The 22,491-nt window shown below is 63.7% G+C and carries 29 protein-coding genes; 20 read left to right on the top strand and 9 right to left on the bottom strand.

What is annotated here, in order from left to right:
- Nucleotides 1-7: 7 nt before the first annotated feature.
- Nucleotides 8-466: a tol-pal system-associated acyl-CoA thioesterase gene (gene ybgC, locus P3R82_RS29280; protein ID WP_283196294.1), complete on the bottom strand. Its 459-nt coding sequence runs from the start codon at nucleotides 464-466 to the stop codon at nucleotides 8-10.
- 119 nt (nucleotides 467-585) lie between these two features.
- Here ybgC and P3R82_RS29275 point away from each other — a divergent pair, with 119 nt between their 5' ends.
- From P3R82_RS29275 to P3R82_RS29250, 6 genes are all read left to right on the top strand, one after another.
- The gene (locus P3R82_RS29275; protein WP_283196293.1) at nucleotides 586-1,806 is read left to right on the top strand and encodes an NAD-dependent epimerase/dehydratase family protein; all 1,221 of its coding nucleotides are present in this window, start codon (nucleotides 586-588) and stop codon (nucleotides 1,804-1,806) included.
- A gap of 271 nt (nucleotides 1,807-2,077) precedes the next feature.
- Entirely contained in the window at nucleotides 2,078-2,896 is an 819-nt protein-coding gene (locus P3R82_RS29270; RefSeq protein WP_283196292.1) for a glycosyltransferase, read from the top strand.
- Complete coding sequence (locus tag P3R82_RS29265) at nucleotides 2,893-3,783, top strand: NAD(P)-dependent oxidoreductase (RefSeq protein ID WP_112980024.1); 891 nt, start codon at nucleotides 2,893-2,895, stop codon at nucleotides 3,781-3,783. Before P3R82_RS29270 ends, P3R82_RS29265 begins: the two co-directional genes overlap by 4 nt.
- Nucleotides 3,784-3,879: 96 nt before the next feature.
- Nucleotides 3,880-4,467: a 5-formyltetrahydrofolate cyclo-ligase gene (locus tag P3R82_RS29260; RefSeq protein WP_283196291.1), complete on the top strand. Its 588-nt coding sequence runs from the start codon at nucleotides 3,880-3,882 to the stop codon at nucleotides 4,465-4,467.
- 2 nt (nucleotides 4,468-4,469) lie between these two features.
- On the top strand, nucleotides 4,470-5,294 hold the full coding sequence (locus P3R82_RS29255; RefSeq protein ID WP_183900477.1) for a TIGR00282 family metallophosphoesterase: 825 nt from the start codon (nucleotides 4,470-4,472) through the stop codon (nucleotides 5,292-5,294).
- A 113-nt stretch (nucleotides 5,295-5,407) separates the two neighbouring features.
- Nucleotides 5,408-6,247 carry an MBL fold metallo-hydrolase gene (locus P3R82_RS29250; RefSeq protein ID WP_183900476.1) on the top strand — a complete coding sequence of 280 codons (840 nt, stop codon included), beginning with the start codon at nucleotides 5,408-5,410 and terminating at the stop codon, nucleotides 6,245-6,247.
- 18 nt (nucleotides 6,248-6,265) lie between these two features.
- On the opposite strand, the gene P3R82_RS29245 is transcribed toward P3R82_RS29250, so the two are convergent.
- From P3R82_RS29245 to P3R82_RS29235, 3 genes are all read right to left on the bottom strand, one after another.
- On the bottom strand, nucleotides 6,266-6,457 hold the full coding sequence (locus tag P3R82_RS29245) for a hypothetical protein (protein WP_283196290.1): 192 nt from the start codon (nucleotides 6,455-6,457) through the stop codon (nucleotides 6,266-6,268).
- The gene (locus P3R82_RS29240) at nucleotides 6,454-6,714 is read right to left on the bottom strand and encodes a CopG family transcriptional regulator (RefSeq protein WP_283196289.1); all 261 of its coding nucleotides are present in this window, start codon (nucleotides 6,712-6,714) and stop codon (nucleotides 6,454-6,456) included. Before P3R82_RS29240 ends, P3R82_RS29245 begins: the two co-directional genes overlap by 4 nt.
- A gap of 138 nt (nucleotides 6,715-6,852) precedes the next feature.
- Nucleotides 6,853-7,356 (bottom strand): pyridoxamine 5'-phosphate oxidase family protein, encoded by a 504-nt coding sequence (locus P3R82_RS29235; RefSeq protein WP_183900473.1) that lies wholly within the window; start codon nucleotides 7,354-7,356, stop codon nucleotides 6,853-6,855.
- A 115-nt stretch (nucleotides 7,357-7,471) separates the two neighbouring features.
- Between P3R82_RS29235 and P3R82_RS29230 the strand changes: the two genes are divergently transcribed.
- Complete coding sequence (locus P3R82_RS29230; RefSeq protein ID WP_283196288.1) at nucleotides 7,472-7,918, top strand: DUF6636 domain-containing protein; 447 nt, start codon at nucleotides 7,472-7,474, stop codon at nucleotides 7,916-7,918.
- A 112-nt stretch (nucleotides 7,919-8,030) separates the two neighbouring features.
- On the top strand, nucleotides 8,031-8,777 hold the full coding sequence (locus P3R82_RS29225) for a YebC/PmpR family DNA-binding transcriptional regulator (protein WP_283196287.1): 747 nt from the start codon (nucleotides 8,031-8,033) through the stop codon (nucleotides 8,775-8,777).
- A gap of 54 nt (nucleotides 8,778-8,831) precedes the next feature.
- Here P3R82_RS29225 and P3R82_RS29220 read toward each other — a convergent pair whose 3' ends face one another.
- Complete coding sequence (locus P3R82_RS29220; RefSeq protein WP_283196286.1) at nucleotides 8,832-9,635, bottom strand: anti-sigma factor; 804 nt, start codon at nucleotides 9,633-9,635, stop codon at nucleotides 8,832-8,834.
- The gene (locus P3R82_RS29215) at nucleotides 9,632-10,405 is read right to left on the bottom strand and encodes a sigma-70 family RNA polymerase sigma factor (RefSeq protein ID WP_283196285.1); all 774 of its coding nucleotides are present in this window, start codon (nucleotides 10,403-10,405) and stop codon (nucleotides 9,632-9,634) included. The genes P3R82_RS29220 and P3R82_RS29215 overlap by 4 nt, the downstream gene beginning before the upstream one ends.
- Before the next feature lie 287 nt (nucleotides 10,406-10,692).
- Between P3R82_RS29215 and P3R82_RS29210 the strand changes: the two genes are divergently transcribed.
- The 5 genes from P3R82_RS29210 to P3R82_RS29190 all read left to right on the top strand — a co-directional run bounded on the left by P3R82_RS29210 (nucleotide 10,693) and on the right by P3R82_RS29190 (nucleotide 13,972).
- Complete coding sequence (locus P3R82_RS29210; RefSeq protein WP_283196284.1) at nucleotides 10,693-11,667, top strand: MBL fold metallo-hydrolase; 975 nt, start codon at nucleotides 10,693-10,695, stop codon at nucleotides 11,665-11,667.
- Nucleotides 11,668-11,687: 20 nt separating this feature from the next.
- The gene (locus P3R82_RS29205; RefSeq protein ID WP_283196283.1) at nucleotides 11,688-12,173 is read left to right on the top strand and encodes a tetratricopeptide repeat protein; all 486 of its coding nucleotides are present in this window, start codon (nucleotides 11,688-11,690) and stop codon (nucleotides 12,171-12,173) included.
- Between the two features lie 60 nt (nucleotides 12,174-12,233).
- The gene (locus P3R82_RS29200; RefSeq protein WP_283196282.1) at nucleotides 12,234-12,668 is read left to right on the top strand and encodes a DoxX family protein; all 435 of its coding nucleotides are present in this window, start codon (nucleotides 12,234-12,236) and stop codon (nucleotides 12,666-12,668) included.
- A 156-nt stretch (nucleotides 12,669-12,824) separates the two neighbouring features.
- Nucleotides 12,825-13,331 (top strand): invasion associated locus B family protein, encoded by a 507-nt coding sequence (locus tag P3R82_RS29195; RefSeq protein ID WP_283196281.1) that lies wholly within the window; start codon nucleotides 12,825-12,827, stop codon nucleotides 13,329-13,331.
- Between the two features lie 2 nt (nucleotides 13,332-13,333).
- On the top strand, nucleotides 13,334-13,972 hold the full coding sequence (locus P3R82_RS29190; RefSeq protein ID WP_283196280.1) for an SH3 domain-containing protein: 639 nt from the start codon (nucleotides 13,334-13,336) through the stop codon (nucleotides 13,970-13,972).
- A 60-nt stretch (nucleotides 13,973-14,032) separates the two neighbouring features.
- Here P3R82_RS29190 and P3R82_RS29185 read toward each other — a convergent pair whose 3' ends face one another.
- From P3R82_RS29185 to P3R82_RS29175, 3 genes are all read right to left on the bottom strand, one after another.
- The gene (locus tag P3R82_RS29185; RefSeq protein ID WP_283196279.1) at nucleotides 14,033-15,028 is read right to left on the bottom strand and encodes an LLM class flavin-dependent oxidoreductase; all 996 of its coding nucleotides are present in this window, start codon (nucleotides 15,026-15,028) and stop codon (nucleotides 14,033-14,035) included.
- A 150-nt stretch (nucleotides 15,029-15,178) separates the two neighbouring features.
- A complete protein-coding gene (locus P3R82_RS29180; protein ID WP_283196278.1) occupies nucleotides 15,179-16,072 on the bottom strand; it encodes an aldo/keto reductase family oxidoreductase in 894 nt (297 codons plus the stop codon).
- 168 nt (nucleotides 16,073-16,240) lie between these two features.
- Nucleotides 16,241-18,553 carry a methyl-accepting chemotaxis protein gene (locus tag P3R82_RS29175; protein WP_283196277.1) on the bottom strand — a complete coding sequence of 771 codons (2,313 nt, stop codon included), beginning with the start codon at nucleotides 18,551-18,553 and terminating at the stop codon, nucleotides 16,241-16,243.
- A 243-nt stretch (nucleotides 18,554-18,796) separates the two neighbouring features.
- Between P3R82_RS29175 and ruvC the strand changes: the two genes are divergently transcribed.
- The 7 genes from ruvC to ruvB are packed head-to-tail and all read left to right on the top strand — an operon-like array spanning nucleotide 18,797 to nucleotide 22,464.
- Nucleotides 18,797-19,309: a crossover junction endodeoxyribonuclease RuvC gene (ruvC, locus tag P3R82_RS29170; protein ID WP_111563306.1), complete on the top strand. Its 513-nt coding sequence runs from the start codon at nucleotides 18,797-18,799 to the stop codon at nucleotides 19,307-19,309.
- A 54-nt stretch (nucleotides 19,310-19,363) separates the two neighbouring features.
- Entirely contained in the window at nucleotides 19,364-19,627 is a 264-nt protein-coding gene (locus P3R82_RS29165) for an AbrB/MazE/SpoVT family DNA-binding domain-containing protein (RefSeq protein ID WP_018899646.1), read from the top strand.
- Nucleotides 19,608-20,027 carry a type II toxin-antitoxin system VapC family toxin gene (locus P3R82_RS29160; protein WP_283196276.1) on the top strand — a complete coding sequence of 140 codons (420 nt, stop codon included), beginning with the start codon at nucleotides 19,608-19,610 and terminating at the stop codon, nucleotides 20,025-20,027. The genes P3R82_RS29165 and P3R82_RS29160 overlap by 20 nt, the downstream gene beginning before the upstream one ends.
- Nucleotides 20,028-20,052: 25 nt before the next feature.
- Entirely contained in the window at nucleotides 20,053-20,670 is a 618-nt protein-coding gene (ruvA, locus tag P3R82_RS29155; RefSeq protein WP_112944919.1) for a Holliday junction branch migration protein RuvA, read from the top strand.
- A 59-nt stretch (nucleotides 20,671-20,729) separates the two neighbouring features.
- Nucleotides 20,730-21,032: an AbrB/MazE/SpoVT family DNA-binding domain-containing protein gene (locus tag P3R82_RS29150; protein WP_283196275.1), complete on the top strand. Its 303-nt coding sequence runs from the start codon at nucleotides 20,730-20,732 to the stop codon at nucleotides 21,030-21,032.
- A complete protein-coding gene (locus tag P3R82_RS29145) occupies nucleotides 21,029-21,427 on the top strand; it encodes a PIN domain-containing protein (protein WP_183900459.1) in 399 nt (132 codons plus the stop codon). Before P3R82_RS29150 ends, P3R82_RS29145 begins: the two co-directional genes overlap by 4 nt.
- On the top strand, nucleotides 21,424-22,464 hold the full coding sequence (gene ruvB / locus P3R82_RS29140) for a Holliday junction branch migration DNA helicase RuvB (protein WP_111563312.1): 1,041 nt from the start codon (nucleotides 21,424-21,426) through the stop codon (nucleotides 22,462-22,464). Before P3R82_RS29145 ends, ruvB begins: the two co-directional genes overlap by 4 nt.
- Nucleotides 22,465-22,491: the final 27 nt, after the last annotated feature.

Below are 22,491 nucleotides of genomic sequence, written 5' to 3'. Positions count from 1 at the left end.
GCCGACGTCAGACCTCGATCATCATCTGCTTCGCCAGCCCCTCCGGCAACCGCCGAGGACGGCCGCTGGCGTTGATGACGGCGATGATCACCTTGGCCGCGATCAAGAGCGTGTCGTCGCGGCGGATCTCCTGCGCCAGCACCATCTTGGCGCCGCCGGCCTTTTCGGTGCGCGTCGTCACCGTCAGGATATCGTCCATGCGCGCCGGCGACTTGAAGTCGATCTCCATGCGGTGGACGACGAAGACGAGCCCCTCCTCGTCGGCGCTGATCAGCTCGCGCTGCTCGACGCCGAGGCAGCGCAGATAGTCGGTGCGGCCGCGTTCGAGGAAGTGCAGATAGCGGGCGTGGTAGACGAGACCGGAGAAGTCGGTGTCCTCGTAATAGACCCGCTGCAGCAGGCGATGGCCCGCTTCCGTCAGTTCGCCCGAGATCGAATGAGAGATCGAATGCACACCGTCCGCCATAATTTTCTCCAAAGTCGCGCGCCCTCTTTGGCTGAAGACATTCCGCCTTGCAAGCATTGAACAATTGTCACGCTTTCTAAGTAATCCTCGATACCGAAGGCCAACAAGGAGACGACACGATGAAGATTGCGGTGATGGGCGGAGATGGATTTATCGGCTGGCCAACATCATTGCATCTGTCGGACGCCGGCCACGATGTTCACATCCTCGACAACCTCTCCAGACGCTGGATCGACACAGAACTCGGCGTCCAGTCGCTCACCCCGATGGACTCGATCCAGGAGCGCACCCGCATCTGGCACGCCGAGACCGGCCGCCGCATCCACTTCAACCTGATCGATCTCGCCAGGGATTACGAGCTCCTGAAGAAGTGGCTTGCCGAAAACCGTCCCGACGCCATCATCCATTTCGCCGAGCAGCGCGCCGCGCCCTATTCGATGAAGAGCGACCGCCACAAGAACTACACGGTCAACAACAACATCAACGCCACCCACAATCTCCTGAACGCGCTGGTCGAACTGCAGCTCGACGCGCATCTGATCCACCTGGGCACCATGGGCGTCTACGGCTATTCGACGGTCGGCGCCGCCATCCCCGAGGGCTACCTCCCCGTCGGCATCGAGACGACCAGTGGCGAGACGGTCAGGCAGGAAATCCTTTACCCCGCCAATCCGGGCTCCATTTACCACATGACCAAGTGCCTGGATCAGACGCTCTTCCATTTCTACGCCAAAAACGACGGCCTCAGGATCACCGACCTGCACCAGGGCATCGTCTGGGGCACCCACACCGAACAGACCCGCCGGCACGAGCAGTTGGTCAACCGCTTCGATTATGACGGCGACTACGGCACCGTTCTGAACCGCTTCCTGATCCAGGCCGCGATCGGCTATCCGCTGACCGTCCACGGCACCGGCGGCCAGACCCGCGCCTTCATCCACATCCAGGATTCCGTGCGCTGCATCGAGCTGGCGCTGAAGAACCCGCCGGCCCGCGGCGCCCGCGTCGAGATCTTCAACCAGATGACCGAAACCCACCGCGTCCGCGACCTCGCCGAGATGATTTCGAAGCTCACCGGCGCCGAGATCGCCTGGTTGCCCAATCCGCGCAAGGAAGCGCCGGAGAACGAGCTGATCGTGAAAAACGACAAGTTCCGCAATCTCGGCCTCGATCCGATCACGCTGAAAACGGGACTGATGGGCGAGATCGTCGACGTCGCGAAGAAGTTCGCCTATCGCGTCGACCGCAGCCGCGTGCCGGCGGTGTCGGCCTGGACACGGGACATCGCGCCGACCATCAACCACGACCCCGAGGGCAAGCGATTGAAGTCGGTGTCGTGAAGGGGAATAGTTTTGACGTTGCTGCCCGGAGCCCCCTCATCCGCCTGCCGGCACCTTCTCCCCATTGGGAAGAAGAGACTCGTGGCGCGCGCTCGACGTCGTCTAACCTCACCGCTCCTGCAATAGCGCAGAACGCTCACCACCTGCCTCTTCTCCCCAACGGGGAGAAGTGCCGGAGCGCCAGCGAGGCGATGAGGGGGGCGAGGCATGCCGAGCGGCCTGAGCGGCAAGCGAAGGCCACCCTCACAGCCCTCCCCGAGACCCACGCACGATGACCTCCCCCAACGCCTACGTCACCCTCGTCACCAATGCCGACTACGCCATGGGTGCCACCGCGCTCGCCCGCTCGCTGCGCATGACCCATACCACCGCCGACATCGTCGTCCTCCACACCGGCGGCGTGACCGACGCTGACCTCGAACCCTTGAGCACCCTCGGCTGCCGCCTCATCCCCGTCGAACATCTGCCGCTGTCGGACGCCTTCAACGAGCGCCACGCGCGCGGCAAACTCCATGCCGCCGCCCCCTTCACCAAGGGCCGCAAGCCGCTGTTCCACTCGCCGCTCGACAATTTCTGCAAGCTCCGCCTCTGGGAACTGACCGAATACGCGACCTGTGTCTTCATCGACGCCGATGCCATCGTGCTGCGCAATATCGACCGGTTGTTCGCCTATCCCGAGTTCTCCGCCGCACCGAATGTCTACGAATCGCTGGCCGATTTTCACCGCATGAACTCCGGCGTCTTCGTCGCCAAGCCTTCGAGCGAAACATTCAGCGCCATGCTGGAGCGGCTCGACCAGCCGGAAATCCTGTGGAAACGCACCGACCAGACCTTCCTGCAGGCGTTTTTCCCGGAATGGCATGGTCTACCTGTTTATTTCAACATGCTACAATATGTCTGGTTTACCATGCCGGCGCTTTGGGACTGGAACAGCATTTCCATCCTGCACTACCAGTATGAAAAGCCATGGGAAACGGATCATCCGAAGGCCGAAAGCCTGCGGCCGCTGATCGACCTGTGGCAGGCATTCCATACGGGCAAGGACGTGCCGGACATATCGGCCATGGCCAATCCGAAAGGGGCAGCATGAAGGTACTGGTATCGGGTGGAACAGGACTTGTCGGTCGCTATATCGTCGAGGAACTGCTTGCAGCCGGATATTCGGTCATCATCGGTGGCCGCCATGCCCCGCTGCCGCGCGCCTTCTCCCGCCCCGTCGATTTCGCGCCCCTGTCGCTCGACCCCGAAAAGGACCACATCGAGGCCTTCGACGACGCCTATTTCTTCGTTCATGCCGCATTTCACCATGCGCCCGGCAAATATCGCGGCGGCGAAGGCGATGATCCCGAGACCTTCAGGCGCTTCAATCTCGATGGCACCGTGCGCCTGTTCGAGGCCGCCAAGCGCGCCGGCACGCGCCGCTGCATTTTCATCTCCAGTCGCGCGGCCTATGGCGAGCACCCGCCGGGAACCACGCTGACCGAGGCGACGCAGGAAAAGCCGGAAACGCTCTACGGCCAGACCAAGCTCGACGCCGAGCGCAGCCTGGCGCATCTGGCCGCCCCCGGCTTCGCGACAGCCAGCCTGCGGCTTACCGGCGTCTACGGCAATCTGCGTCCCAACAAATGGGACAAGCTGTTCGGCGACTATCTGAGCGGCCGGCCGATCCCCGCACGGGCAGGAACCGAAGTGCACGGCCAGGATGTCGGCAAGGCCGTGCGCGTCATGCTCGAGGCCGATGCCGGTCGCATCTCCGGCGAGACCTTCAACGTCTCCGATCTCGCGCTCGACACCTGGGATATCCTCGAGCCGATCCGCTGGGAGCACGATTGCGCCAACCGCCTGCCTGTAGCCGCCGACAAATCGCTGCTGACGCCGATGGACACGACCAAGCTGCAGGCGCTGGGCTGGCAGCCGGGCGGACTGCCGCTCTTCGAGGAAACCATCCACGCGCTCGCGACACAGCCGGCGGCCTGACGCACGAACGTCGCATACGCGCGTTGCATTTGCATTCGCGCGTTGCATTGCGCGCCGTCCGTTCTATTGTCCCGCCGAAAGAGCAAGGCGGACACCATGAACATGAAAGACATCAAGGCCGCGATACGCGCCGAAAGGCTGGCGCTGAGAGACGCCATTCCCGCGGAGACCAGGGCCGCGATGAGCCTTGCCATGGCCGAACACGCCGGCGAGGCCGTTGCCTTCGAACCAGGCACGATCATCTCCGGCTTCCTGCCGATCCGCTCGGAAGCCGATCTTCGCCCGCTGATGGCGCGGTTTCGCGCACGCGGCGCGCGACTGTGCGTGCCCGCCATTCTCGACCGACAGACGATAGCCTTCCGCGAACTCGTGGATGGCGCGCCGCTGGTCTCGACCGGCTTCGGCACATCCGGTCCCGGCCCCGACGCGCCGGTTCTCGATCCCGAGATCCTGCTGGTGCCGCTGTCGGCCTTCGACAGACGCGGCCACCGCATCGGCTACGGCGCCGGCCATTATGACCGCGCGATCGACCGTATCAGGCAAAAAGGCATGCATCCGAAACTCATCGGCATTGCATTCGACTGCCAGGAAGTGGCACATGTGCCCGACGAGCCGCACGATGTAAGCCTGGATGCCATCCTGACAGAAAGCGGCCTGCGCTTTTTTGCCTCTTGGATTGGATAGCAATGCGACTGCTTTTTTTGGGTGACATGGTCGGCAAGACGGGACGCACGGCGGTCTGGGATCGCCTCCCCGGCCTGATATCGGACCTGAAGCTCGACTTCGTCATCGTCAACGGCGAAAACGCCGCCGGCGGCTTCGGCATCACCGAGGACATCTTTCTCGAGACCATCAATGCCGGCGCCGACGTGGTGACGACGGGCAACCACGTCTGGGACCAGAAGGAGGCCGTCGCCTTCGCCGGCCGCAACGACCAGTTCCTGCGCCCCGCCAACTATCCGCAGGGCACGCCCGGTCGCGGCTCCGGCCTGTTCTACGCCCGCAACGGCGCCCGCGTGCTCGTCGCCAACGTCATGGGTCGTGTCTTCATGCATCCCGAGCTCGACGATCCCTTCAAGGCGGCCGAAACCATTCTCGACGCCTGCCCGCTGAAGGAACAGGCCGATGCGATCATCTTCGACTTCCACGCCGAAGCCACCAGCGAGAAGCAGTGCTTCGGCCATTTCGTCGATGGTCGCGCCTCCTTCGTCGTCGGCACCCACACCCATGTGCCCACCGCCGACCACCAGATCCTGAACGGCGGCACCGCCTATCTTTCCGATGCCGGCATGTGCGGCGACTATGACAGTTCGCTCGGCATGGACAAGGAAGAGCCGCTCAACCGCTTCATCTCGAAGATGCCGAAAGGCCGCATGGAGGCCGCCACCGGCCCCGCCACCATCTGCGGCGTCGGCGTGGAGATCTCGGATGCGACCGGGCTTGCCGAAAAGATCGCGCCGCTGCGCCTCGGCCCCAGACTGTCGGAGACCATTCCGGAGTTCTGGCGCTAAACCGGGCATGGCCTGCCAGTGACGGAAAAGTGAGCAGCGGTTTCGGGATTTGATCTGGACCGCCGCCGACCCTTGCCGCATCCTTTTGCCAGTGAAAGCGCTGGGGACGTGGCATGAAGCTGCATTTTCTTGTCTTCGCAATGACCATCCTGTCGGGCCTGCTGCCCGGCTGGTTGAGCCCCGGCACCGCGCAGGCGCAGGAAGCGCGCCGAAACGTCAGCCAATGCCAGGCGATCGCGCAATCCATTCCCAAGGCGACATTCGCAAGCTTCTCAGGCGCCGTGCCGATCGCGGCGGACAATGAGACCGTGACGCTGACCTATATCGGCCATTCGACCTTTCTGATCGAGACGCCCGGCGGCGTCAGCATCGCCACCGACTACAGCGGCTGGTACCCGACACCGCAGCCGCCGATGGTGGCGACGATGAACCGCGCTCATTCCTCGCACTACACGCTGACGCCCGATCCGGCGATCGAACAAGTGCTGCATGGCTGGAGCGACGTGCCGGGAGAAAAGGCCAAGATCGACCTCATGGTCGGCGACACCTACATCCGCAACGTCACCACCGACATCAGGGGCGGCTACGGCGCGCCGCAGCCGGATGGAAATTCGATCTTCATCTTCGAGGTCGCGGGGCTCTGTATCGGCCATCTCGGCCACCTGCACTATGAACTGACCGACGCCCAATACACCGCGATCGGCCGGCTCGACGTCGTCATGGTGCCCGTCGACGGCGGCCTCACCATGGGCGCCGACAGCATGAGCCGCGTCATCAAGCGCCTGCGGTCGTCGCTCATACTGCCAATGCACCAGCAACGACCGCTGGCCAACTTCCTCTCGATGTTCGGCCCCGACTTCGACGTCGTCTACGCACCTTCAAACAGCATCGACATCTCGATCCGCACGCTGCCGAAGAAGCCGCAGATCTATGTGGCCAAGGGGATGCAGTAGAGGGGGTGCCTCGGCCACTCAGAGCGACGGGAATATCGGGCGGTTCTTTTCGTCATAGGCTTCGACAAGATCGCCGATCCGCGACGCCAGCAAGGCGAGCGGATGATCCTCGTCATCACCGATCTCGGCAAAGATTTCGTCAAGCTGCCCGACGAGGCGATCATACTCCGCCTCGTTCGTCGGCATGGAGAGAAGCGGCGCCACCTTCACGCGACTGGACCTTTCACGATGGCATCAACCTCATCGATCACGTCGTCCAGGTCATGTCCAAGGCCTGCGTCGATATCCTTGCGTGCCTGATCCAACTCAATGATTTGCCGGCCTTCCGACGCGAGATAGGATTTCAGAGCGCGCACGAACACCCAGCTGCTCTTCCGATCACAAATACCAGCGATCTGCTCGATCCCCGCGAGCACATCGGCAGGCAGACGCATGGTGATCGGGTCTGAAAGCTCATAACTGCTCATCACCTTACCTCCGGTTGCAACGCAAGCTACGTCATACCAGCAGACGCGTCAAACCCGCCGACCAAGGCCATGCCAGCAACAAAAAAGCCCAGGAGCCAAAGCTCCCGGGCCTCGATCGACCTCGCAGCAAAGCCTGCCTCAAGCAAACTGCAAATGCTGACGCACGCCGACGTCGGGCATCTTGTCCTCGTCGAGATTGGCCTTGGCGATTTCCCAGCCGAATTTCAACTTGCTGCCGGTCGACACCCAGATTTCCGCATCGTCGACATGCATGGCGAGCATCGTCAGTTTCGGGTCCTTCTTGCCGTCCTCGTACCAGGCGGCCACCACCGAGTTCCAGTATTCCTCGATCTTCGAAGCATCCTGGCGAACCTCGATCTTGCCGGCGAGGCAGGCATGATAGTCGTGATCCTTGCCGACAACGCAGAAACGCGCGCGCGTTCCGGGCTTGATCGCCCGCACGATCTCCGCGTCCGACTTGGTGTAGAACCAGATCGTATTGGTCTTGGGGTCGGCGTTCGGCGCCATGGGCTGCATGTGCATGTCGGTGCCATCGACACCAAGCATGCCGGCATGAATGTTGTTGACCTGATCCCAGAGCTGGCGTGCCGGGTGCTCCCGCGCCTCGTTGAAACTAGCCATAGCGCTTCCTTCCGTTTCGAATGGTCCGTGTTTGAAACGTCATCTCGCGGGCTTTGTTCCCCAAGGCGCGAACTGATGCTACGCTCCTGGTATCGTGGGGATAGGGGGGATCGTCATGCGCGTCGCGGCATTGGTCACGCTGGGTTTGGCTGCTGCGGCACTGTCTCTCGCGCCGGCCATGCCGACCGCCGCCGCCGACCGCAGCTTCATGCCCGACGCGTACGGCCAGATCATCTTCGTCACGCCATCCAGAAACATCGGCTGCACCTACATCCCCAAGGGCGGCACCGAAATGTACAGGCCCGATGACGGCGGCCCCGAGCTCGGCTGCGACCGCATCGAGCCGAAATACATCCGGCTGATCCTGTCGGCCTCGGGCAAGGCCTTCATCTTCGAGATGGAGGGCGACACCGCCTGTTGCGACGATGTCAACGTCCTGAACTACGGCGAGCGCTGGAAGGCCGGACCATTCACCTGCACCTCCGCCGAGACCGGCCTCACCTGCCGCCGCAAGGGCGGACACGGCTTCTTCGCGAACCGCGACGGATACAGCGTCGATTGATAGCGCACGGCGGCGGCGCGGCCGTCCGATACGCCTGTTTTCCCTTGAACGCGCCCCGTTTCGCTCTTATAAGGCGGCCCATTCCCAACAATAAGACGTGAACAGGGGTGCCATGGCTGGCCATTCACAGTTTAAAAACATCATGCATCGCAAGGGCCGTCAGGATGCCGTGCGGTCGAAAATGTTCTCCAAGCTCGCGCGCGAAATCACCGTTGCCGCCAAGGCCGGTCTGCCCGACCCGACGATGAACGCCCGCCTGCGCCTGGCGATCCAGAACGCCAAGGCCCAGTCGATGCCGAAGGACAACATCGACCGCGCCATCAAGAAGGCTGCCGGCGCCGATGGCGAGAACTACGATGAAGTGCGCTACGAAGGCTACGGCCCCGGCGGCACCGCGATCATCGTCGAAGCGCTGACCGACAACCGCAACCGCACCGCCTCCAACGTCCGCTCGATCTTCACCAAGGCCGGCGGCGCATTGGGCGAAACCGGCTCGGTATCCTTCTCCTTCGACCATGTCGGCGAAATCACCTACAAGCTTGCGGCCGGCGATGCCGACAAGATGATGGAAGCGGCGATCGAAGCCGGCGCCGACGACGTCGAGACCGACGAGGACGGCCACTACATCACCTGCGGTTTCGAAGCTCTCGGCGAAGTCGCCAAGGCGCTGGAAGCCTCGCTCGGCGAAGCCGAAACCGTCAAAGCCGTCTGGCGCGCCCAGAACAACGTGCCGGTCGACGAGGAGCGTGCCCAATCGCTGCTGAAGCTGATCGACAGCCTCGAGGACGACGACGACGTGCAGAACGTCTATTCGAACTTCGAAGTCTCGGAAGAAGTGCTGGCCAAGCTCTCGGCCTGACCTGTCCTCCGAACAATGGTCGAAAGGCGGGCTCCGGTCCGCCTTTTTCTTGCCTTACGTTCCGGACGCTGCGCGCATGAAGCTTGAGCGGAAGGCGGAAAGGTCGCCGACGCTGGCATCCGACACCGCCCAGAAGACCAGCCCGTTCGCCGACCATTCGACCATGTTGTAGCCGTCGTGTTCGCCGTCCGTCTGCCTGCCCGCCGTCTGCGGCCAGACGAAGAGATTGATGACGTGGCCGTTGCGCCGGTAGACGAGCACCGCCACGACCCTGCCGCCGACATAATCGACGCGGCCGCCGACCAGCGGAAAGCCGTCCTTGGCGAGATCATTGACCGGCGGCGAGAAATCGATGCGGCCGTTGAACCAGGGCTTCACGGTATGCTGGTCGGAGGTCTGCACGTCGACGAGGTGATCGGCAAGCATCGACTGCACATGGCTGGCGAGCAACTGATCCCGGATGCCGAGCTCGGGCGCCGGCGCGTTGACGAACAGCATGGCGCTCGCGGCAAGCGCCGCCAGCGACGGCACGAAACTCCAGTCACGCACGAAGCGGAAGAAGCGGCTCCATGACGATGCCGCCGCGCCGGACCTTTGCGCCGGTACGCCCACGCCCTGCTCGCGCGCCAGCGCATCAAGCACCTGCAAGCGTGCCTCTTCCGGCATCGTGAAGCGCACGCCCTCCCGTCCGATCCGTTGCCGCGCCCCACGCACCCTTTCCACCTCCTCCCGGCAATCCGTGCACAAGGCAAGATGAGCCTCCAGCTCCGCCGCCCGCACCAGATCGAGTTCGCCATCGATGAAGGCGTGCAGCACCGGTCCCCACTGGTCGCAGCCCTGCTTCGGCGCGTCGCTCATGTCCCCGCCCCGCCATTCTCGGCCCCGCGATTTTCGGCCCCGCGACTTTCGAATGCATCCCAGGCTTCGCCGAATTCGCGCCGCGCGCGGGCGATGCGTGACATCACGGTGCCGATCGGCACGTCGATCACGTCGGCGATCTGCTTGTAGGACAGCTCCTCCAGCTCGCGCAGCACCAGGATCTCGCGCATCGCCTCCGGCAGCATGCCGATGACATGACGCACGCGCGAGGATTCGCTCTCGCGGATCATCGCCGTCTCCGCCGTATCGTCATCGGAAGCGATCTCATGTGCCGCGCCTTCGCTTCCGGCATCGCTGTCGAGCGGCGTTTCGAAGCGCGCCTTGCGCCGCCCCTGCTGCTGCCAGGCGAGGTGGCAGTTGCGGACGATGGAGAACACCCAGGCCCGGGGATCTCCACCCCTGTATGTCTCGAAACTGCGATAGGCGCGCAGGAAGGCATCCTGCACGATATCCTGCGCCGCATCCCGGTCGCGGCTGAGGAAGCGTGCGAAATTATAGGCGGCATCCATGTGAGGCAGGATGTTCTGCTGGAAGCGCAGCGTCTGGTCGGCCTGCAGCGGCTGGGCGGCGCGAGCCCGCCTTTGGTCCCGGGCCATCTCCATATAGCCGATGAGGATGGAAGCAGCCTCGCCGAGCAATCGGCCGGCACGCCCGGCCAGCGCGCGCGACCGCCGCCGCCACCGCAGAACGGATTCGGCCAGCTGATCGTCCGATGGCATGGGGTAGGCAATACTGACTTGGGTCATCACGTCCCCGCGGCTGCAGCCCAGCCGATTCTAATCCCTGGACCGCCTCGCAGGCAACGCGGCCCTTTATCGGATAGATCGACGATGGCCGTGTTTTATTCCCTCCCGCCGGGATTTTTTCGCGCAGCGTCCACGTCGATAAAAATAGGCGAACACTTTCAATATCTTGATGAGAAACCCGGCGGCATCGGGGAATAAGCCCATGGCCACTCCGGTCTAGTTCCGCAGCGGGAACGTCGAACCCATCCCGATCCCGCTGAAACAATGGACAAGCCAGAGGAGGCATCCCCATGTTCGCAATGTCACGCCGTACGCTGCTCGGTTCGGCCGCCGCGGCAGCTGCATTCGGCCTCGCATCGAAGCTCGAAATCGCCGCACCCGCCTTGGCCGCATCGCCGGATGAGCCGTCGACCGGTTTCTACCGCTACAAGGTCGGCGATATCGAAGTGACCGCCATCTATGACGGAATCTGGCGCAAGCCGCACGATCCCGCCTTCATCAGGGGCGTGTCCGTCGACGAGACCAGGCAGGCGCTCGCCAACGCCCACCTGCCGACCGATTTCATGCCGATCCCGCTCACGGTGATCGTGCTGAACGTCGGCGGACGGCTGATCATGATGGACGCCGGCTCGGGCGTCGGCCAGTGGCAGGCAAACGCCACCCACCTGCCCGGCAACATGGCCGCCGCCGGTATCGACTACAGGAAGATCGACACGGTCATGATCTCGCATTTCCATCCCGACCACGTCTGGGGCCTGATGGAGAAGGGGTCGAACGCGCCGGTCTTCCCGAACGCCGAACTCGTCGTCCATTCCGCCGAATACAACTGGTGGACCGATCCGGGCCGGGTCGACAAGCTTGCCGAGGGACGCAAGCCCGCCGGAAAGCGCATCGCCGAGGTCTTCCCGAAATGGAAGAATTGGAAGCTGGTCGAAGACGGCGCGGACGTGGCGCCCGGCATCCAACTGGTCTCGGCGCCGGGACATACGCCCGGACATTCGACCTATCTGGTGAATTCCGGAAGCAGCCAGCTGCTGGTCTCGGCAGACATCATGTACGTGCCCGCGCTGCTCGCCCCGCATCCGCAATGGCAAGGCAGCTACGATCAGGACGGGCCGCTTGCCATCACCAGCCGCCGCAAGCTGATCGATCGCGTCATCGCGGACAAGATCGCCGTCTGCGGCTCGCACTTCCCCTTCCCCGGCTCCGGCAGCTTCGTCAAGGACGGAAACGCCTATGCCTTCACCCCCACAAGCCAGGCCTGACGCCTGAGGAGACAACAGTCATGAAACGCTCGTTCACCAGCTATGCCGTTCTCGGCGTCATGGGTTTCTACGCGCTGTGCGCGGCCGGCTCCGCCGTGTCGGCACTGACCGCGATGCCCGCCTACGCGGTCGACAACATGGAGACCGGCGATGGCCCGGACCTCACCTCCGTCCGCGCCAAGATCGCCGCCAAGGACTATCAGGCGGCTCTCACCGAACTGCGCGGCCTCGCCGAGGATAACCAGCAGGCCGACGTCTACAATCTGCTCGGCTACACGCTGCGCATGACCGGCGACTACGAGACGTCGCTGACCTACTACACCAAGGCGCTCGATTTGCAGCCGGATCACAAGGCCGCCCGCGAGTATCTCGGCGAGCTCTACCTGCAAACCGGCAAGCCGGACAAGGCGAACGAACAGCTCGCTTCGCTGAAGCAGCTTTGCCCGGCGGGCTGCGAGGAGCTCGAGGACCTGCAGCAAGCGATCGCCGCACGGGGAGGCAACTGAGGGCCCCTGCCCCGGGGCGGGTGGCCCAGCCGCTCGCCCCGCTTCAACAAGGAGATGATCATGGAACGCTCACTCATCCGATCCGCGGGCGCAAACACGATGCTGCTCGCCGGGCGCCTGCTGCTCTCGGCGATCTTCCTGCATGAAGGCGCAACGCTGGCGCTCGATTTCAGCGCCACCGTCGAAACCTTCGCCAGGCTCGGTCTCGACCTGCCCGTCGCCATCGGTGTCATCCTGCTGCAGCTCGCCGCCGGTCTTTCGGTCGCCGCCGGATTGGCAACGCGGCTGGGTGCAACGGCCCTCGGCGTCTTCTGCCTGCTGACCGCCGTGCTCTTTCACACGGACTTCGCCAGCCGCAACGAACTCCTGCATTTCGAGAAGGACTTCGCCATCGCCGGCGGCATGTTCGTGCTGGCGATATCGGGCGCCGGATCGCTGTCGATCGACGCATGGCTGAAGCGAAGCGGCCCGGCGCCGATCGCCGCTTTCCTGTGAGGTCCGTCCAGATCCGGATCAAAGCGGTTCACAACTCTGTGAACCGCGGGCCGTTTTTAAGGAAGCGGTAACGCTACCGCCCGTCAATGCCCTCGCTAACCCAGCCGGTCTGCCTCAAGGCCAGCCTAACTCACACTCTCGGCGGGAAAACGACCCATGAAAAGACAAGCCCTTTCGCTCTCCATCGCACTCGCAGGCACGCTCGCGGGCGCGATCACGGCTCATGCGCAGCCATCCATGGTCAAGCAGTTCGACGATTGGGGCGTCTATTCCTACGACCGCTCGGGCAAGACGGTCTGCTATATTCTGACGGTGCCGAAGACCATGCAGCCCGCGGCCGTCGAACACGGCCGCAACTACTTCGTGGTCGGTCGCGCGCCCGGCCGCGGCACCAACTACGAACCGCAGGCGATCATGGGCTACGAGCTGAAGTCCGGCTCGCGCGCCAAGGTCCAGATCGGCGACAAGGAATTCGCCATGTTCACCAAGGACAATTCCGCCTGGGTGCTGGAGGAAAGCAAGGAGCCGGAGCTGATCCAGTCCATGCGCGGCGGCAGCGACATGACCGTCGACGCCATCTCGCGCCGCGGCACCGCCACCAGCTACACCTACTCCCTGAACGGCGTTACCGCCGCGCTGAAGCGCATGGCCCAGTGCAACTGAGCATGCCCCGCGCAAGACTGGAACGGGCGGGACCGGCCTCCGGTCCCCTTGCCCGACACCTCGGCCAAGCTTGGGGCACGGGCTGGAAGAAAACGCTGGCGCTCTGCTTCCTCGGCATCGCGCTGACGGGCCCGTCCATGGCGGCCAGCCAGCAATCGCCGGCGAGCGTAGAGCCCCCGGCGCGGACCGATCAGGAACCAAAGGGGCGTGAGAGCGGCTTGACGGTTCCTCGCTTCGTATCCCTTCGGTCCCGCGAGGCCCGCATGCGCGTCGGTCCCTCGCTCGACTACGGCATCGCCTGGATCTACCGCGTTCCCGGCCTGCCGCTGGAGATCATCGAGGAATATGGCAACTGGCGCCAGGTACGCGACAGCGACGGCGTATCGGGCTGGATGCACCGCGCCCTGCTATCGGGCAAGCGCACCGCCACGATCGGCCCCTGGGCCGCGTCCAACGTCAGCCTTCGAGCCGAACCGCGATCCTCCGCTCGCACGCTGGCTTCGCTCGCCGCGCGCGTGCGTCTTTCGATCAACACCTGCGACGGCAGCTGGTGCGACGTCGAGGTGCCAGGTCACGATCTGAGCGGCTTCGTCAGGCAGACCGCGCTCTGGGGCGTCTACCCGAACGAAACGATAAAGTGACGGTCGAGGCCCGCGACACGCGGCGCGGCGGGACCCGCATGTTGGCCGAGCCGCGCTCGGTCAGGCGGCCGCCTGCATCAGCGTATCGAGCCCCGCGAACAGTTCGACGGATCTCAGCCGCGCCTCAATATCGTGGATCGGCATCGAGATGATCAGCTCGTCGGCCTGCGTGTCGCGCAGAAACTGACCGAGCTTGGCCTCCGCCGTTCTCGGCGACCCCACCACGGCGTAGCGCAGCGTATGCTCGACCGTCATCTTTTCCATCGGCGACCAGAAGCTCTCCATGTCCTCAAGCGGTCTCGGGAACTGGCCACGCACGTTGCGGCGCAGGTTGACGAACTGCTGCTGCGCCGAGGTAAAGTGATATTCGGCTTCCGCGTCGGTCTCCGCCACCGATCCCATGACGCCCACCATCGCATAGGGCTTGTCGAGCACGGCGGACGGCTGGAACCGGTCGCGATAGATATCGAGCGCCTCCATCAGGGAGTCGGGCGCGAAATGCGAGGCAAAGGCGTAGGGAAGCCCGAGCATGCCGGCGAGCTGCGCGCTGTAGAGGCTGGAACCGAGCAGCCAGATCGGCACGTTGCTGTTCATGCCGGGCACGGAGAGGATCGCCTGGTTTTCGACCGGCGCGCCGAGCAGCTGCTGCAATTCGACGACATCGTTGGGAAAGCTGCCGGCATCGAGATTGCGCCGAAGCGCCTGCGCGGTGCGCATGTCGGTGCCGGGCGCCCGCCCGAGCCCGAGATCGACACGCCCCGGAAACAGTGCCTCCAGCGTGCCGAACTGCTCGGCGATGACGAGCGGCGAGTGGTTCGGCAGCATGATGCCGCCCGAGCCGATCCTGATCTTCTTCGTGGCGGCCCCGACATGGCCGATGACCACGGCGGTGGCGGCACTGGCGATCCCCGGCATGCCGTGGTGCTCGGCCAGCCAGAACCGGTTGTAACCGAACGCCTCGGCCTTCTGCGCCATTCGCGCCGAGCTCTCAAGCGACTGCCTGATTGTGCTGCCTTCGGCAACGGGCGAGAGATCGAGGATCGAGAAGGGAACCATGGCGCGGCCTGTCGGTGATTGGACTGGACATCCTATGTAGGTGCCCGACCGGCGCGACCAAAGGTTTCACCGCCAAAAAGCCGAGCATGAGAAAAGCCCGCGCCGGTCGCTCACGGCTGCCGGCGCGGGCCTGTCATCGAGTTTAAGGGATCAACCCGCCTTTGCCGATGCGATGCCATCGAGCTTGGCCACGGCATCGGGCGGCAGCACGAGATCGGCGACCGCGAGGTTCTCCCGCAGATGCCCGCGCGACGAAGTGCCCGGGATGAGCAGGATGTTCGGCGCACGCTGCAGCAGCCAGGCCAGCGCCACCTGCAGCGGCGATGCGCCGAGATCGGCCGCGACATCGGACAGCGTCGAGGACTGCAGCGGCGAGAAACCGCCGAGCGGGAAGAAGGGCACATAGGCCGTCCCCTCGCCCGCAAGCTGTTCGATCAGCGCATCGTCCTCCCGGTGCGCGAGATTGTACTGGTTCTGCACGCAGACGATCTCGGTGATCTTGCGCCCATCGGCGATCTGCCTGGCGGTGACGTTGGAGAGGCCGACATGCTTGACGAGCCCCTGGCGCTGCAGATCCGCAAGCGCGCTCAGTGGCTCTTCCAGCGAGCCCTCGGCCGGGCCGTGCACGTCGAACATGGCGCGCAGGTTGACCACCTCGATCACGTCCAGGCCGAGGTTCCTGAGGTTGTCGTGCACCGCTTGTGTCAGCGCCTCCTTCGAGAAAGCAGGGTTCCAGGACGCATCCGCCCCGCGCGTGGCGCCGATCTTGGTGACGATCACAAGGTCGTCCTTATAGGGATGCAGCGCTTCCTTGATGATCTGGTTGGTGACGTGGGGGCCGTAGAAATCGCTGGTGTCGATATGATCGACCCCGCTCTCGACCGCCTCGCGCAGCACCGTCACCGCCTCGGCGCGATCCCTCGGCGGCCCGAAGACCCCCTTGCCGGCAAGCTGCATGGCGCCATAGCCGAGCCGTTTCACCGAACGCGTGCCGAGTTTGAATGTTCCGGACTTTTCAAGATTGGGCTTTTCGAGGTTGGACATGGTCTTTCTCCGTTTCGACTAAGACGAGAAATAGGCCAGTCTGGTTCCATCGATAAGCCGATACAATCCGCACGGGCTGTTCGGAATTTCGGACAGTCAATCCCTGCTCACGAACGGCATTCACGATGGCGCCGCCTTCGTCGGAAAGCGGCGCCATCGAGGAACACCCTATCTCCGCCGCCGCAGCACATGCACTTCGGCGCTGTGCTGGTGTTCGCCCTGCGCCAGCGTGAAATTGGCGAGCTGGCGGTCCATCTCGACCGCTTCGGTGGCGAGCAGATGAATGGCGGCCGTGCTCTCTTCGACCATCGCCGCGTTCTGCTGCGTCATCTGATCGAGTTCCGCGACCGCCGTGTTGATCTGGCGCAGCGTCTCGGCCTCCTCGCGGGTCGCATCCATGATCTCGCTGATCTGGCCGTTGATCGCCTCGACATGGCCGCCGATGCCCGTCAGCGCGACGCCCGCGCGCTCGACCAGCGACACGCCGGCCTCTACTTCGTGCGTGGATTTCTGCAGCAGATGCGAGATCTCCTTGGCGGCGCCCGACGAGCGCTGGGCAAGCTCACGCACTTCCTGCGCCACGACCGCGAAGCCCTTGCCAGCCTCGCCGGCGCGTGCGGCCTCGACGCCAGCATTGAGCGCCAGGAGGTTGGTCTGGAAGGCGATGGAATCGATGACCGAGATGATCGAGTTGATCTGCCGCGACGATGCCTGGATCGCCTCCATCGCCGCGATCGTGTCGCGCATGATCTGGCCGGAGCCCGACGTCTCGTTCTTGGCGTCGCGGGCGATCCGCTCGGCCTCTTCGGCACGCGCGAGCTGCGCGCGGACAGACTGGGTGATCGCGTCGATGGCGCTTGCCGTCTCGGTGATCGACGCGGCCTGCCGCTCGGTGCGGCCGGCAAGATCGTCCGAGCCGGCGCGCATCTCTTCCGACCCCGCGCGTACCGCCGCCGAATTGCCGCCGATCGCCGTCATCGTGTCGCTGAGCGTCGCCAGCGCCTGGTTGAAATTGAGGCGCAATCCCTCGAGCTCGTTCGGGAAGCGGCGGTCGATCTGGTAGGCGAGATCGCCGTTCGCCAGATGCAGCAGCCCCTCGTCGATCGCCTCGACCACGTCCTGCAGCGTCTTCGCTTCCGCCTCGCGCTCGACCATGTGCTGCTGGCGGTCGCGGTCGGCGCGTTCGCGCGTCTCGGCGCTGGCAGCTTCCAGCGCGCGGCTGTCGATCAGCGACTGCTTGAAGCGGGCGAGCGCCTTGGCCATCGTGCCGATCTCGTCGTGGCGGTTCTGGCTGCCGATCTCGACGTCGAGATCGCCATCGGCCACCGCGCGGGTGACGCCGGCAAGCCTGGCGAGCGGCGAGAACAGCATTTTCGTGATGATCCCGGTGGCGACCGCCATGACCACGAGCACGCCGAAGCCGATCATCGTCAGGAGCATCGCGATCTCCAGCGAGCCGGCATTGATCTCGCTGAGACGCATGCTCTCGACCACCAGATAGCGCGCGCCCTCATAGTCAACGGGCTTCATATAGGCACGCGCGGCGCCATCGGCGCGGCTGAAATCGTCGACCGACATCGCGGAATTGGCAAACGCATTCTTCAGGAAGGTGAAGGGCGCGGTATCGAGCGTCGCCAGCCGACCTGCCTCGTTGACCGTGACCGCCGAGCCGTCTTCCGAGACGATCGCGGCCTGCGCCGTGCTTCCGGCAACGATGCCCTTGGAGAGGATACTGGCAACGACATCGTCGCGCACCTTGAAGAGCATCACGCCCTTCGGCTGGCCGAGCTTGACGACAGGCACAGCGTAGAAGATGGCCGCCGCGCCATTCGCATCCACCCGCAGGCCCGAGAAGCCGGCGGGCGCGCCATCGTCGGTCGCCTTGGCGGTGTTTTCGATCGCCTTGGCAAACGCCAGACCGGCGCCGGTCGATTTCCAGGCATCCGATTTCAGGTTTTCGGCGAAGTCGTCGTTCTTCTTGTAGGAGTAAAGCACGAAACCATCGAGATCGGCGATCAGCAGATCGCTGAACGGGGTGTTCTGCAGATCGCGCGCCACCTCGCCCTGCGTCTTCTCATGGTTCGAATAATAGAAGCCGCTCGGCGCATCCGGCTTCAGCAGCTTCTCGCGCTCGCCGGCCGGGTTGGGATTGTCGGTGATGAACACCTTCTTCAGCTCGGCGCGCGCATCCCCCGAGGTCTTCTCGATCGTCTTCCAGCCGCTCTTCAGGCTGGTGATGGACATCTGCAGCGCCTCGATGCGCGCAATCGAATTGGCCTGATTGTCCAGCTGCGCCAGCTGATCGCGCAGCATGTCGCCGCGAAAGATCAGCACGCTCTCCTTCGCCTTCAGCGCCTGCTCGCCGGAAATCCGGCTGCTGGCGAAATAGGCGAGACAATTGATGGCGGCGATCGACAGCGCCGTAAGCAGAATGAAAGTAGCGATGACCTTGAAGGACAGCGACTGGAATCTCTGAACCATGGAAAAACTCGAACCCCTTCCGGAACGGCTGATACCGGCAAGGCGGACGCCCCACAGGCAGGCCTGAAAACAGAACACGGGGAGCCTTCGCTCGAAAAAGCTGGCTCCTCTCATCTCTTGTGGATCATAAGTTACCGAGGGAATTTAAATTCACGTAAATATGGCCCATCAAAAACGATGGCATGTTTTTGTTTTGTTCACATATCGATGGCAGTTATCGCTGATCTGCAATAGGATTACGCCATGCAAAGCGCGATTCGTATCATCGGCATCGATCCCGGCCTGCGCCGCACCGGCTGGGGCGTCATCGAGACGCTCGGCAATTCGCTGCGCTTCGTCGCCTCCGGCACGGTCACGTCGGATGGCGACATGGACCTCGCCTCGCGCCTCTGCCAGCTGCATGACGGCCTCGCCGACGTCGTCCACAGTCACCAGCCCGACGAAGCCGCCGTTGAGCAGACCTTCGTCAACAAGGACGCCGTGGCGACGCTGAAGCTCGGTCAGGCCCGTGGCATCGCCATGCTGGTCCCCGCCCGCGCCGGCCTGCAGGTCTCGGAATACGCCCCGAACGCGGTGAAGAAGGCCGTCATCGGCGTCGGCCACGCCGAGAAGAAGCAGATCCACATGATGCTGAAGATCCTGATGCCGAAAGCCGAGTTCAAGGGCGACGACGCCGCCGACGCACTCGCCATCGCCATCTGCCACGCCCATAACCGTGGCGGCGCCCGCATGCGCATGGCAGCGCTCGCCGGCTAGCTTGTTCTTGACTTGTTCTCGTTTCGTGGTAAGTAATACCTGAGAGGTATTACCATGCGTGTAACCGAAAAAGGCCAGGTGACGATCCCCAAGGAGATCCGCGACCGATTGAATATCGGCCCGGGGTCGGAGGTGGATTTTGTCGCGGACGAGAAAGGCGCTCGGCTCGTCGTTGTTGCCGAAGGCAAATCCACATCGGACGAAGAATTCGCGACGTGGCTGAAAAGTGTGTCGGGTACGTTCGACACGCTCGGCATGACCACGGATGAATATATGGAATGGCTGAGGGGGCCGCGCGATGACCTCGGTCCTCGTTGATACCAACGTCTTCATCGACGTTTTTGGGCCGGAAACGCAATTCAAGGAGTGGTCATCGGAGATGATCTTGAGGCTGCGCCCGCAAGCGCAGCTCATTCTCACGCCGATCGTCTGGGCCGAGTTGGCGAGCATGGCGCCGAGTGAGGATCAGCTCATGTTCATGCTGGCGCGTCTTAATCTGGCGCGCGAAGCGCTACCCTTTCCTGCGGCCTATCAGGCTGGGATGGCACACATCGCCTACCGCCGCGCCGGCGGCGCGCGCGAGCGCACCCTACCCGATTTCCTGATCGGCGCGCATGCATCCGTTCGCTCCCACCGTCTGCTCACCCGCGATCCCGGGCGCTACCGGGCCTACTTCCCGACTCTCCACCTCATCACGCCCGAAACCCATCCCATCTGAATTCTTAACCGGCGGACCACCAAACATGATCGGCAAGCTCAAAGGCACCATCGACGAAATCGGCGACGACTATGTGCTCGTCGACGTGCACGGCGTCTGCTACGTCGCCCATTGCTCGGCGCGCACCCTGTCGCGCATCGGCTCGGTGGGCGAAGCCTGCATTCTCTTCATCGAGACCTATGTGCGCGAAGACCAACTGAAGCTCTTCGGCTTCATGACCGCGCTTGAGCGTGAATGGTTCAACCTGCTGCAGAGCGTCCAGGGCGTCGGCGCCAAGGTGGCCCTGGCGGTGCTTTCGACGCTGACGCCGGGCGAACTCGCCAACGCCATCGCCCTGCAGGACAAGACATCGATTTCCCGCGCCAACGGCGTCGGCCCCAAGGTCGCGGTCCGCATCGTCACCGAACTCAAGAACAAGGCCCCCGCCTTCGCCGGCGAGGCATCCGCCAATATCGGCCTTAAGCAGGAACTCGGCGAAGGTGTCGCCTCCGCGCCGGTCGCCGACGCCGTCTCGGCGCTGACCAACCTCGGCTACAGCAGAGACCAGGCCGCCAACGCCGTTGCCGCCGCCATGAAGACGGCGGGAGAAGGCGCCGACAGCGCCAAGCTGATCCGGCTTGGGCTGAAGGAGCTGTCACGGTGATTGGCTGGAAGCAGGTTTGCAATTACTATTGATGCACTCGACCGAAAGAGGCTTCAACGATGAGCGCTTTGACCAAACTAAGTTCGAAAGGACAGCTTACGATCCCGAAGGGAATTCGGGAGAAGCTGGATATCGCGCCAGGCACCGAATTCTACCTGACGGTCGAAGGCGGAAGACTGTTGGCAACGCCAAAGCGCGCCTCATTACCGGAAACGAAAAGACTGATGGATTTCGCAGGCATTCTCGGCAAGCCCCGCAATGGCAGAAGCTTGAACATGGACGAAATCGATGAGGCCATCATGGACGCGGTGACCGAAGACGAGGAGCGTATCCAGCGGCAATGGCGCGAAGGCCGTAAATGATCGGGATAGACACGAACATCCTGCTGCGGTTTCTTCTCGATGATGAGCCGACGCAAGGCGCGATGGCTCGGCAACTCATGTCAGAGCGAACCGCCGACGATCCAGCATATGTGAGCGCGGTCGTGCTCGCCGAAACTATCTGGCTGCTCAGCCGGCGTCTCGGTTACGCCAAGTCCGAGATCGCCACGGTGTTGGGACTGCTTGCTCAAACGGATGAAATCATTGTCGAACATGCGGACGAGCTGAAGCTTTTGATCGCCGATGCGTCCCGTCCGATCGCCGATATCGCGGACTATCTTGTTGTCTGGGCCGCCGCCAATGCCGGCTGCGCCAAAACCTTTACCTTCGACCGCAAGGCCGCCCGCAAAATTCCCGGAATGGAACTTCTCGCATGACCGACACCGCCCGCCTCATCACCCCGGAAAAACGCGGCGAGGATTTCGACGCGACGTTGCGGCCGCAGTCGCTCGACGAGTTCACCGGCCAAGCCGAGGCCCGCGCCAATCTGAAGATCTTCATCGAGGCGGCGAAGAACCGTGGCGAGGCGCTCGATCACGTCCTCTTTGTCGGCCCGCCCGGCCTCGGCAAGACGACGCTGGCGCAGATCATGGCCAAGGAACTCGGCGTCAATTTCCGCTCGACGTCGGGCCCCGTCATCGCCAAGGCCGGAGATCTCGCGGCGTTGCTCACCAATCTCGAGGAGCGCGACGTGCTCTTCATCGACGAGATCCATCGTTTGAGCCCCGCCGTCGAGGAAATTCTCTATCCTGCCATGGAAGACTTCCAGCTCGATTTGATCATCGGCGAAGGCCCGGCCGCCCGCTCGGTGAAGATCGACCTGTCGAAATTCACGCTTGTCGCCGCCACCACCCGCCTCGGCCTTTTGACGACACCGCTGCGAGACCGCTTCGGCATCCCCGTGCGCCTCTCCTTCTACACCGTCGACGAATTGGAGCTGATCGTGCGTCGCGGCGCCCGGCTGATGAACCTGCCGATGACCGACGAGGGTGCGCGCGAAATTGCCCGCCGCGCCCGCGGCACGCCCCGCATCGCCGGCCGCCTGCTGCGCCGCGTGCGCGATTTCGCCGAGGTCGCGAAGGCCGAAGCCGTCACCCGCGAGATCGCCGACGAGGCGCTGACCCGTCTGCTGGTCGACAATCTCGGCCTCGACCAGCTCGACAAGCGCTATCTCAACATGATCGCGGTGAATTTCGGCGGCGGCCCCGTCGGCATCGAGACGATCGCCGCCGGGCTATCCGAGCCGCGCGACGCGATCGAGGATATCATCGAGCCCTATATGATCCAGCAGGGGTTCATCCAGCGCACTCCGCGCGGGCGCGTGCTGACGGCCACCGCCTGGAAGCATCTCGGCATGCAGCCGCCGAAGGATCTCGAAGCCGCCCAGTTCCGCCTGTTCCAGCAGGACGATTGAGGGAACTGTGCCCCGCTTCGCGCATTG

This window comes from Rhizobium sp. AN80A (assembly GCF_030053015.1).
Lineage (GTDB): Bacteria > Pseudomonadota > Alphaproteobacteria > Rhizobiales > Rhizobiaceae > Rhizobium > Rhizobium metallidurans.
Note: the sequence above shows the minus strand (reverse complement) of the source record. Positions and strands in the feature narration are given on the sequence as shown.

Coding starts and splice junctions, on each gene's coding strand:
- ybgC (WP_283196294.1), bottom strand. CDS start 466: ATGGCGGACGGTGTGCATTCGATCTCTCATTCGATCTCGGGCGAACTG.
- P3R82_RS29275 (WP_283196293.1), top strand. CDS start 586: ATGAAGATTGCGGTGATGGGCGGAGATGGATTTATCGGCTGGCCAACA.
- P3R82_RS29270 (WP_283196292.1), top strand. CDS start 2,078: ATGACCTCCCCCAACGCCTACGTCACCCTCGTCACCAATGCCGACTAC.
- P3R82_RS29265 (WP_112980024.1), top strand. CDS start 2,893: ATGAAGGTACTGGTATCGGGTGGAACAGGACTTGTCGGTCGCTATATC.
- P3R82_RS29260 (WP_283196291.1), top strand. CDS start 3,880: ATGAACATGAAAGACATCAAGGCCGCGATACGCGCCGAAAGGCTGGCG.
- P3R82_RS29255 (WP_183900477.1), top strand. CDS start 4,470: ATGCGACTGCTTTTTTTGGGTGACATGGTCGGCAAGACGGGACGCACG.
- P3R82_RS29250 (WP_183900476.1), top strand. CDS start 5,408: ATGAAGCTGCATTTTCTTGTCTTCGCAATGACCATCCTGTCGGGCCTG.
- P3R82_RS29240 (WP_283196289.1), bottom strand. CDS start 6,714: ATGAGCAGTTATGAGCTTTCAGACCCGATCACCATGCGTCTGCCTGCC.
- P3R82_RS29235 (WP_183900473.1), bottom strand. CDS start 7,356: ATGGCTAGTTTCAACGAGGCGCGGGAGCACCCGGCACGCCAGCTCTGG.
- P3R82_RS29230 (WP_283196288.1), top strand. CDS start 7,472: ATGCGCGTCGCGGCATTGGTCACGCTGGGTTTGGCTGCTGCGGCACTG.
- P3R82_RS29225 (WP_283196287.1), top strand. CDS start 8,031: ATGGCTGGCCATTCACAGTTTAAAAACATCATGCATCGCAAGGGCCGT.
- P3R82_RS29220 (WP_283196286.1), bottom strand. CDS start 9,635: ATGAGCGACGCGCCGAAGCAGGGCTGCGACCAGTGGGGACCGGTGCTG.
- P3R82_RS29210 (WP_283196284.1), top strand. CDS start 10,693: ATGTTCGCAATGTCACGCCGTACGCTGCTCGGTTCGGCCGCCGCGGCA.
- P3R82_RS29205 (WP_283196283.1), top strand. CDS start 11,688: ATGAAACGCTCGTTCACCAGCTATGCCGTTCTCGGCGTCATGGGTTTC.
- P3R82_RS29200 (WP_283196282.1), top strand. CDS start 12,234: ATGGAACGCTCACTCATCCGATCCGCGGGCGCAAACACGATGCTGCTC.
- P3R82_RS29195 (WP_283196281.1), top strand. CDS start 12,825: ATGAAAAGACAAGCCCTTTCGCTCTCCATCGCACTCGCAGGCACGCTC.
- P3R82_RS29190 (WP_283196280.1), top strand. CDS start 13,334: ATGCCCCGCGCAAGACTGGAACGGGCGGGACCGGCCTCCGGTCCCCTT.
- P3R82_RS29185 (WP_283196279.1), bottom strand. CDS start 15,028: ATGGTTCCCTTCTCGATCCTCGATCTCTCGCCCGTTGCCGAAGGCAGC.
- P3R82_RS29180 (WP_283196278.1), bottom strand. CDS start 16,072: ATGTCCAACCTCGAAAAGCCCAATCTTGAAAAGTCCGGAACATTCAAA.
- P3R82_RS29175 (WP_283196277.1), bottom strand. CDS start 18,553: ATGGTTCAGAGATTCCAGTCGCTGTCCTTCAAGGTCATCGCTACTTTC.
- ruvC (WP_111563306.1), top strand. CDS start 18,797: ATGCAAAGCGCGATTCGTATCATCGGCATCGATCCCGGCCTGCGCCGC.
- P3R82_RS29165 (WP_018899646.1), top strand. CDS start 19,364: ATGCGTGTAACCGAAAAAGGCCAGGTGACGATCCCCAAGGAGATCCGC.
- P3R82_RS29160 (WP_283196276.1), top strand. CDS start 19,608: ATGACCTCGGTCCTCGTTGATACCAACGTCTTCATCGACGTTTTTGGG.
- ruvA (WP_112944919.1), top strand. CDS start 20,053: ATGATCGGCAAGCTCAAAGGCACCATCGACGAAATCGGCGACGACTAT.
- P3R82_RS29150 (WP_283196275.1), top strand. CDS start 20,730: ATGAGCGCTTTGACCAAACTAAGTTCGAAAGGACAGCTTACGATCCCG.
- P3R82_RS29145 (WP_183900459.1), top strand. CDS start 21,029: ATGATCGGGATAGACACGAACATCCTGCTGCGGTTTCTTCTCGATGAT.
- ruvB (WP_111563312.1), top strand. CDS start 21,424: ATGACCGACACCGCCCGCCTCATCACCCCGGAAAAACGCGGCGAGGAT.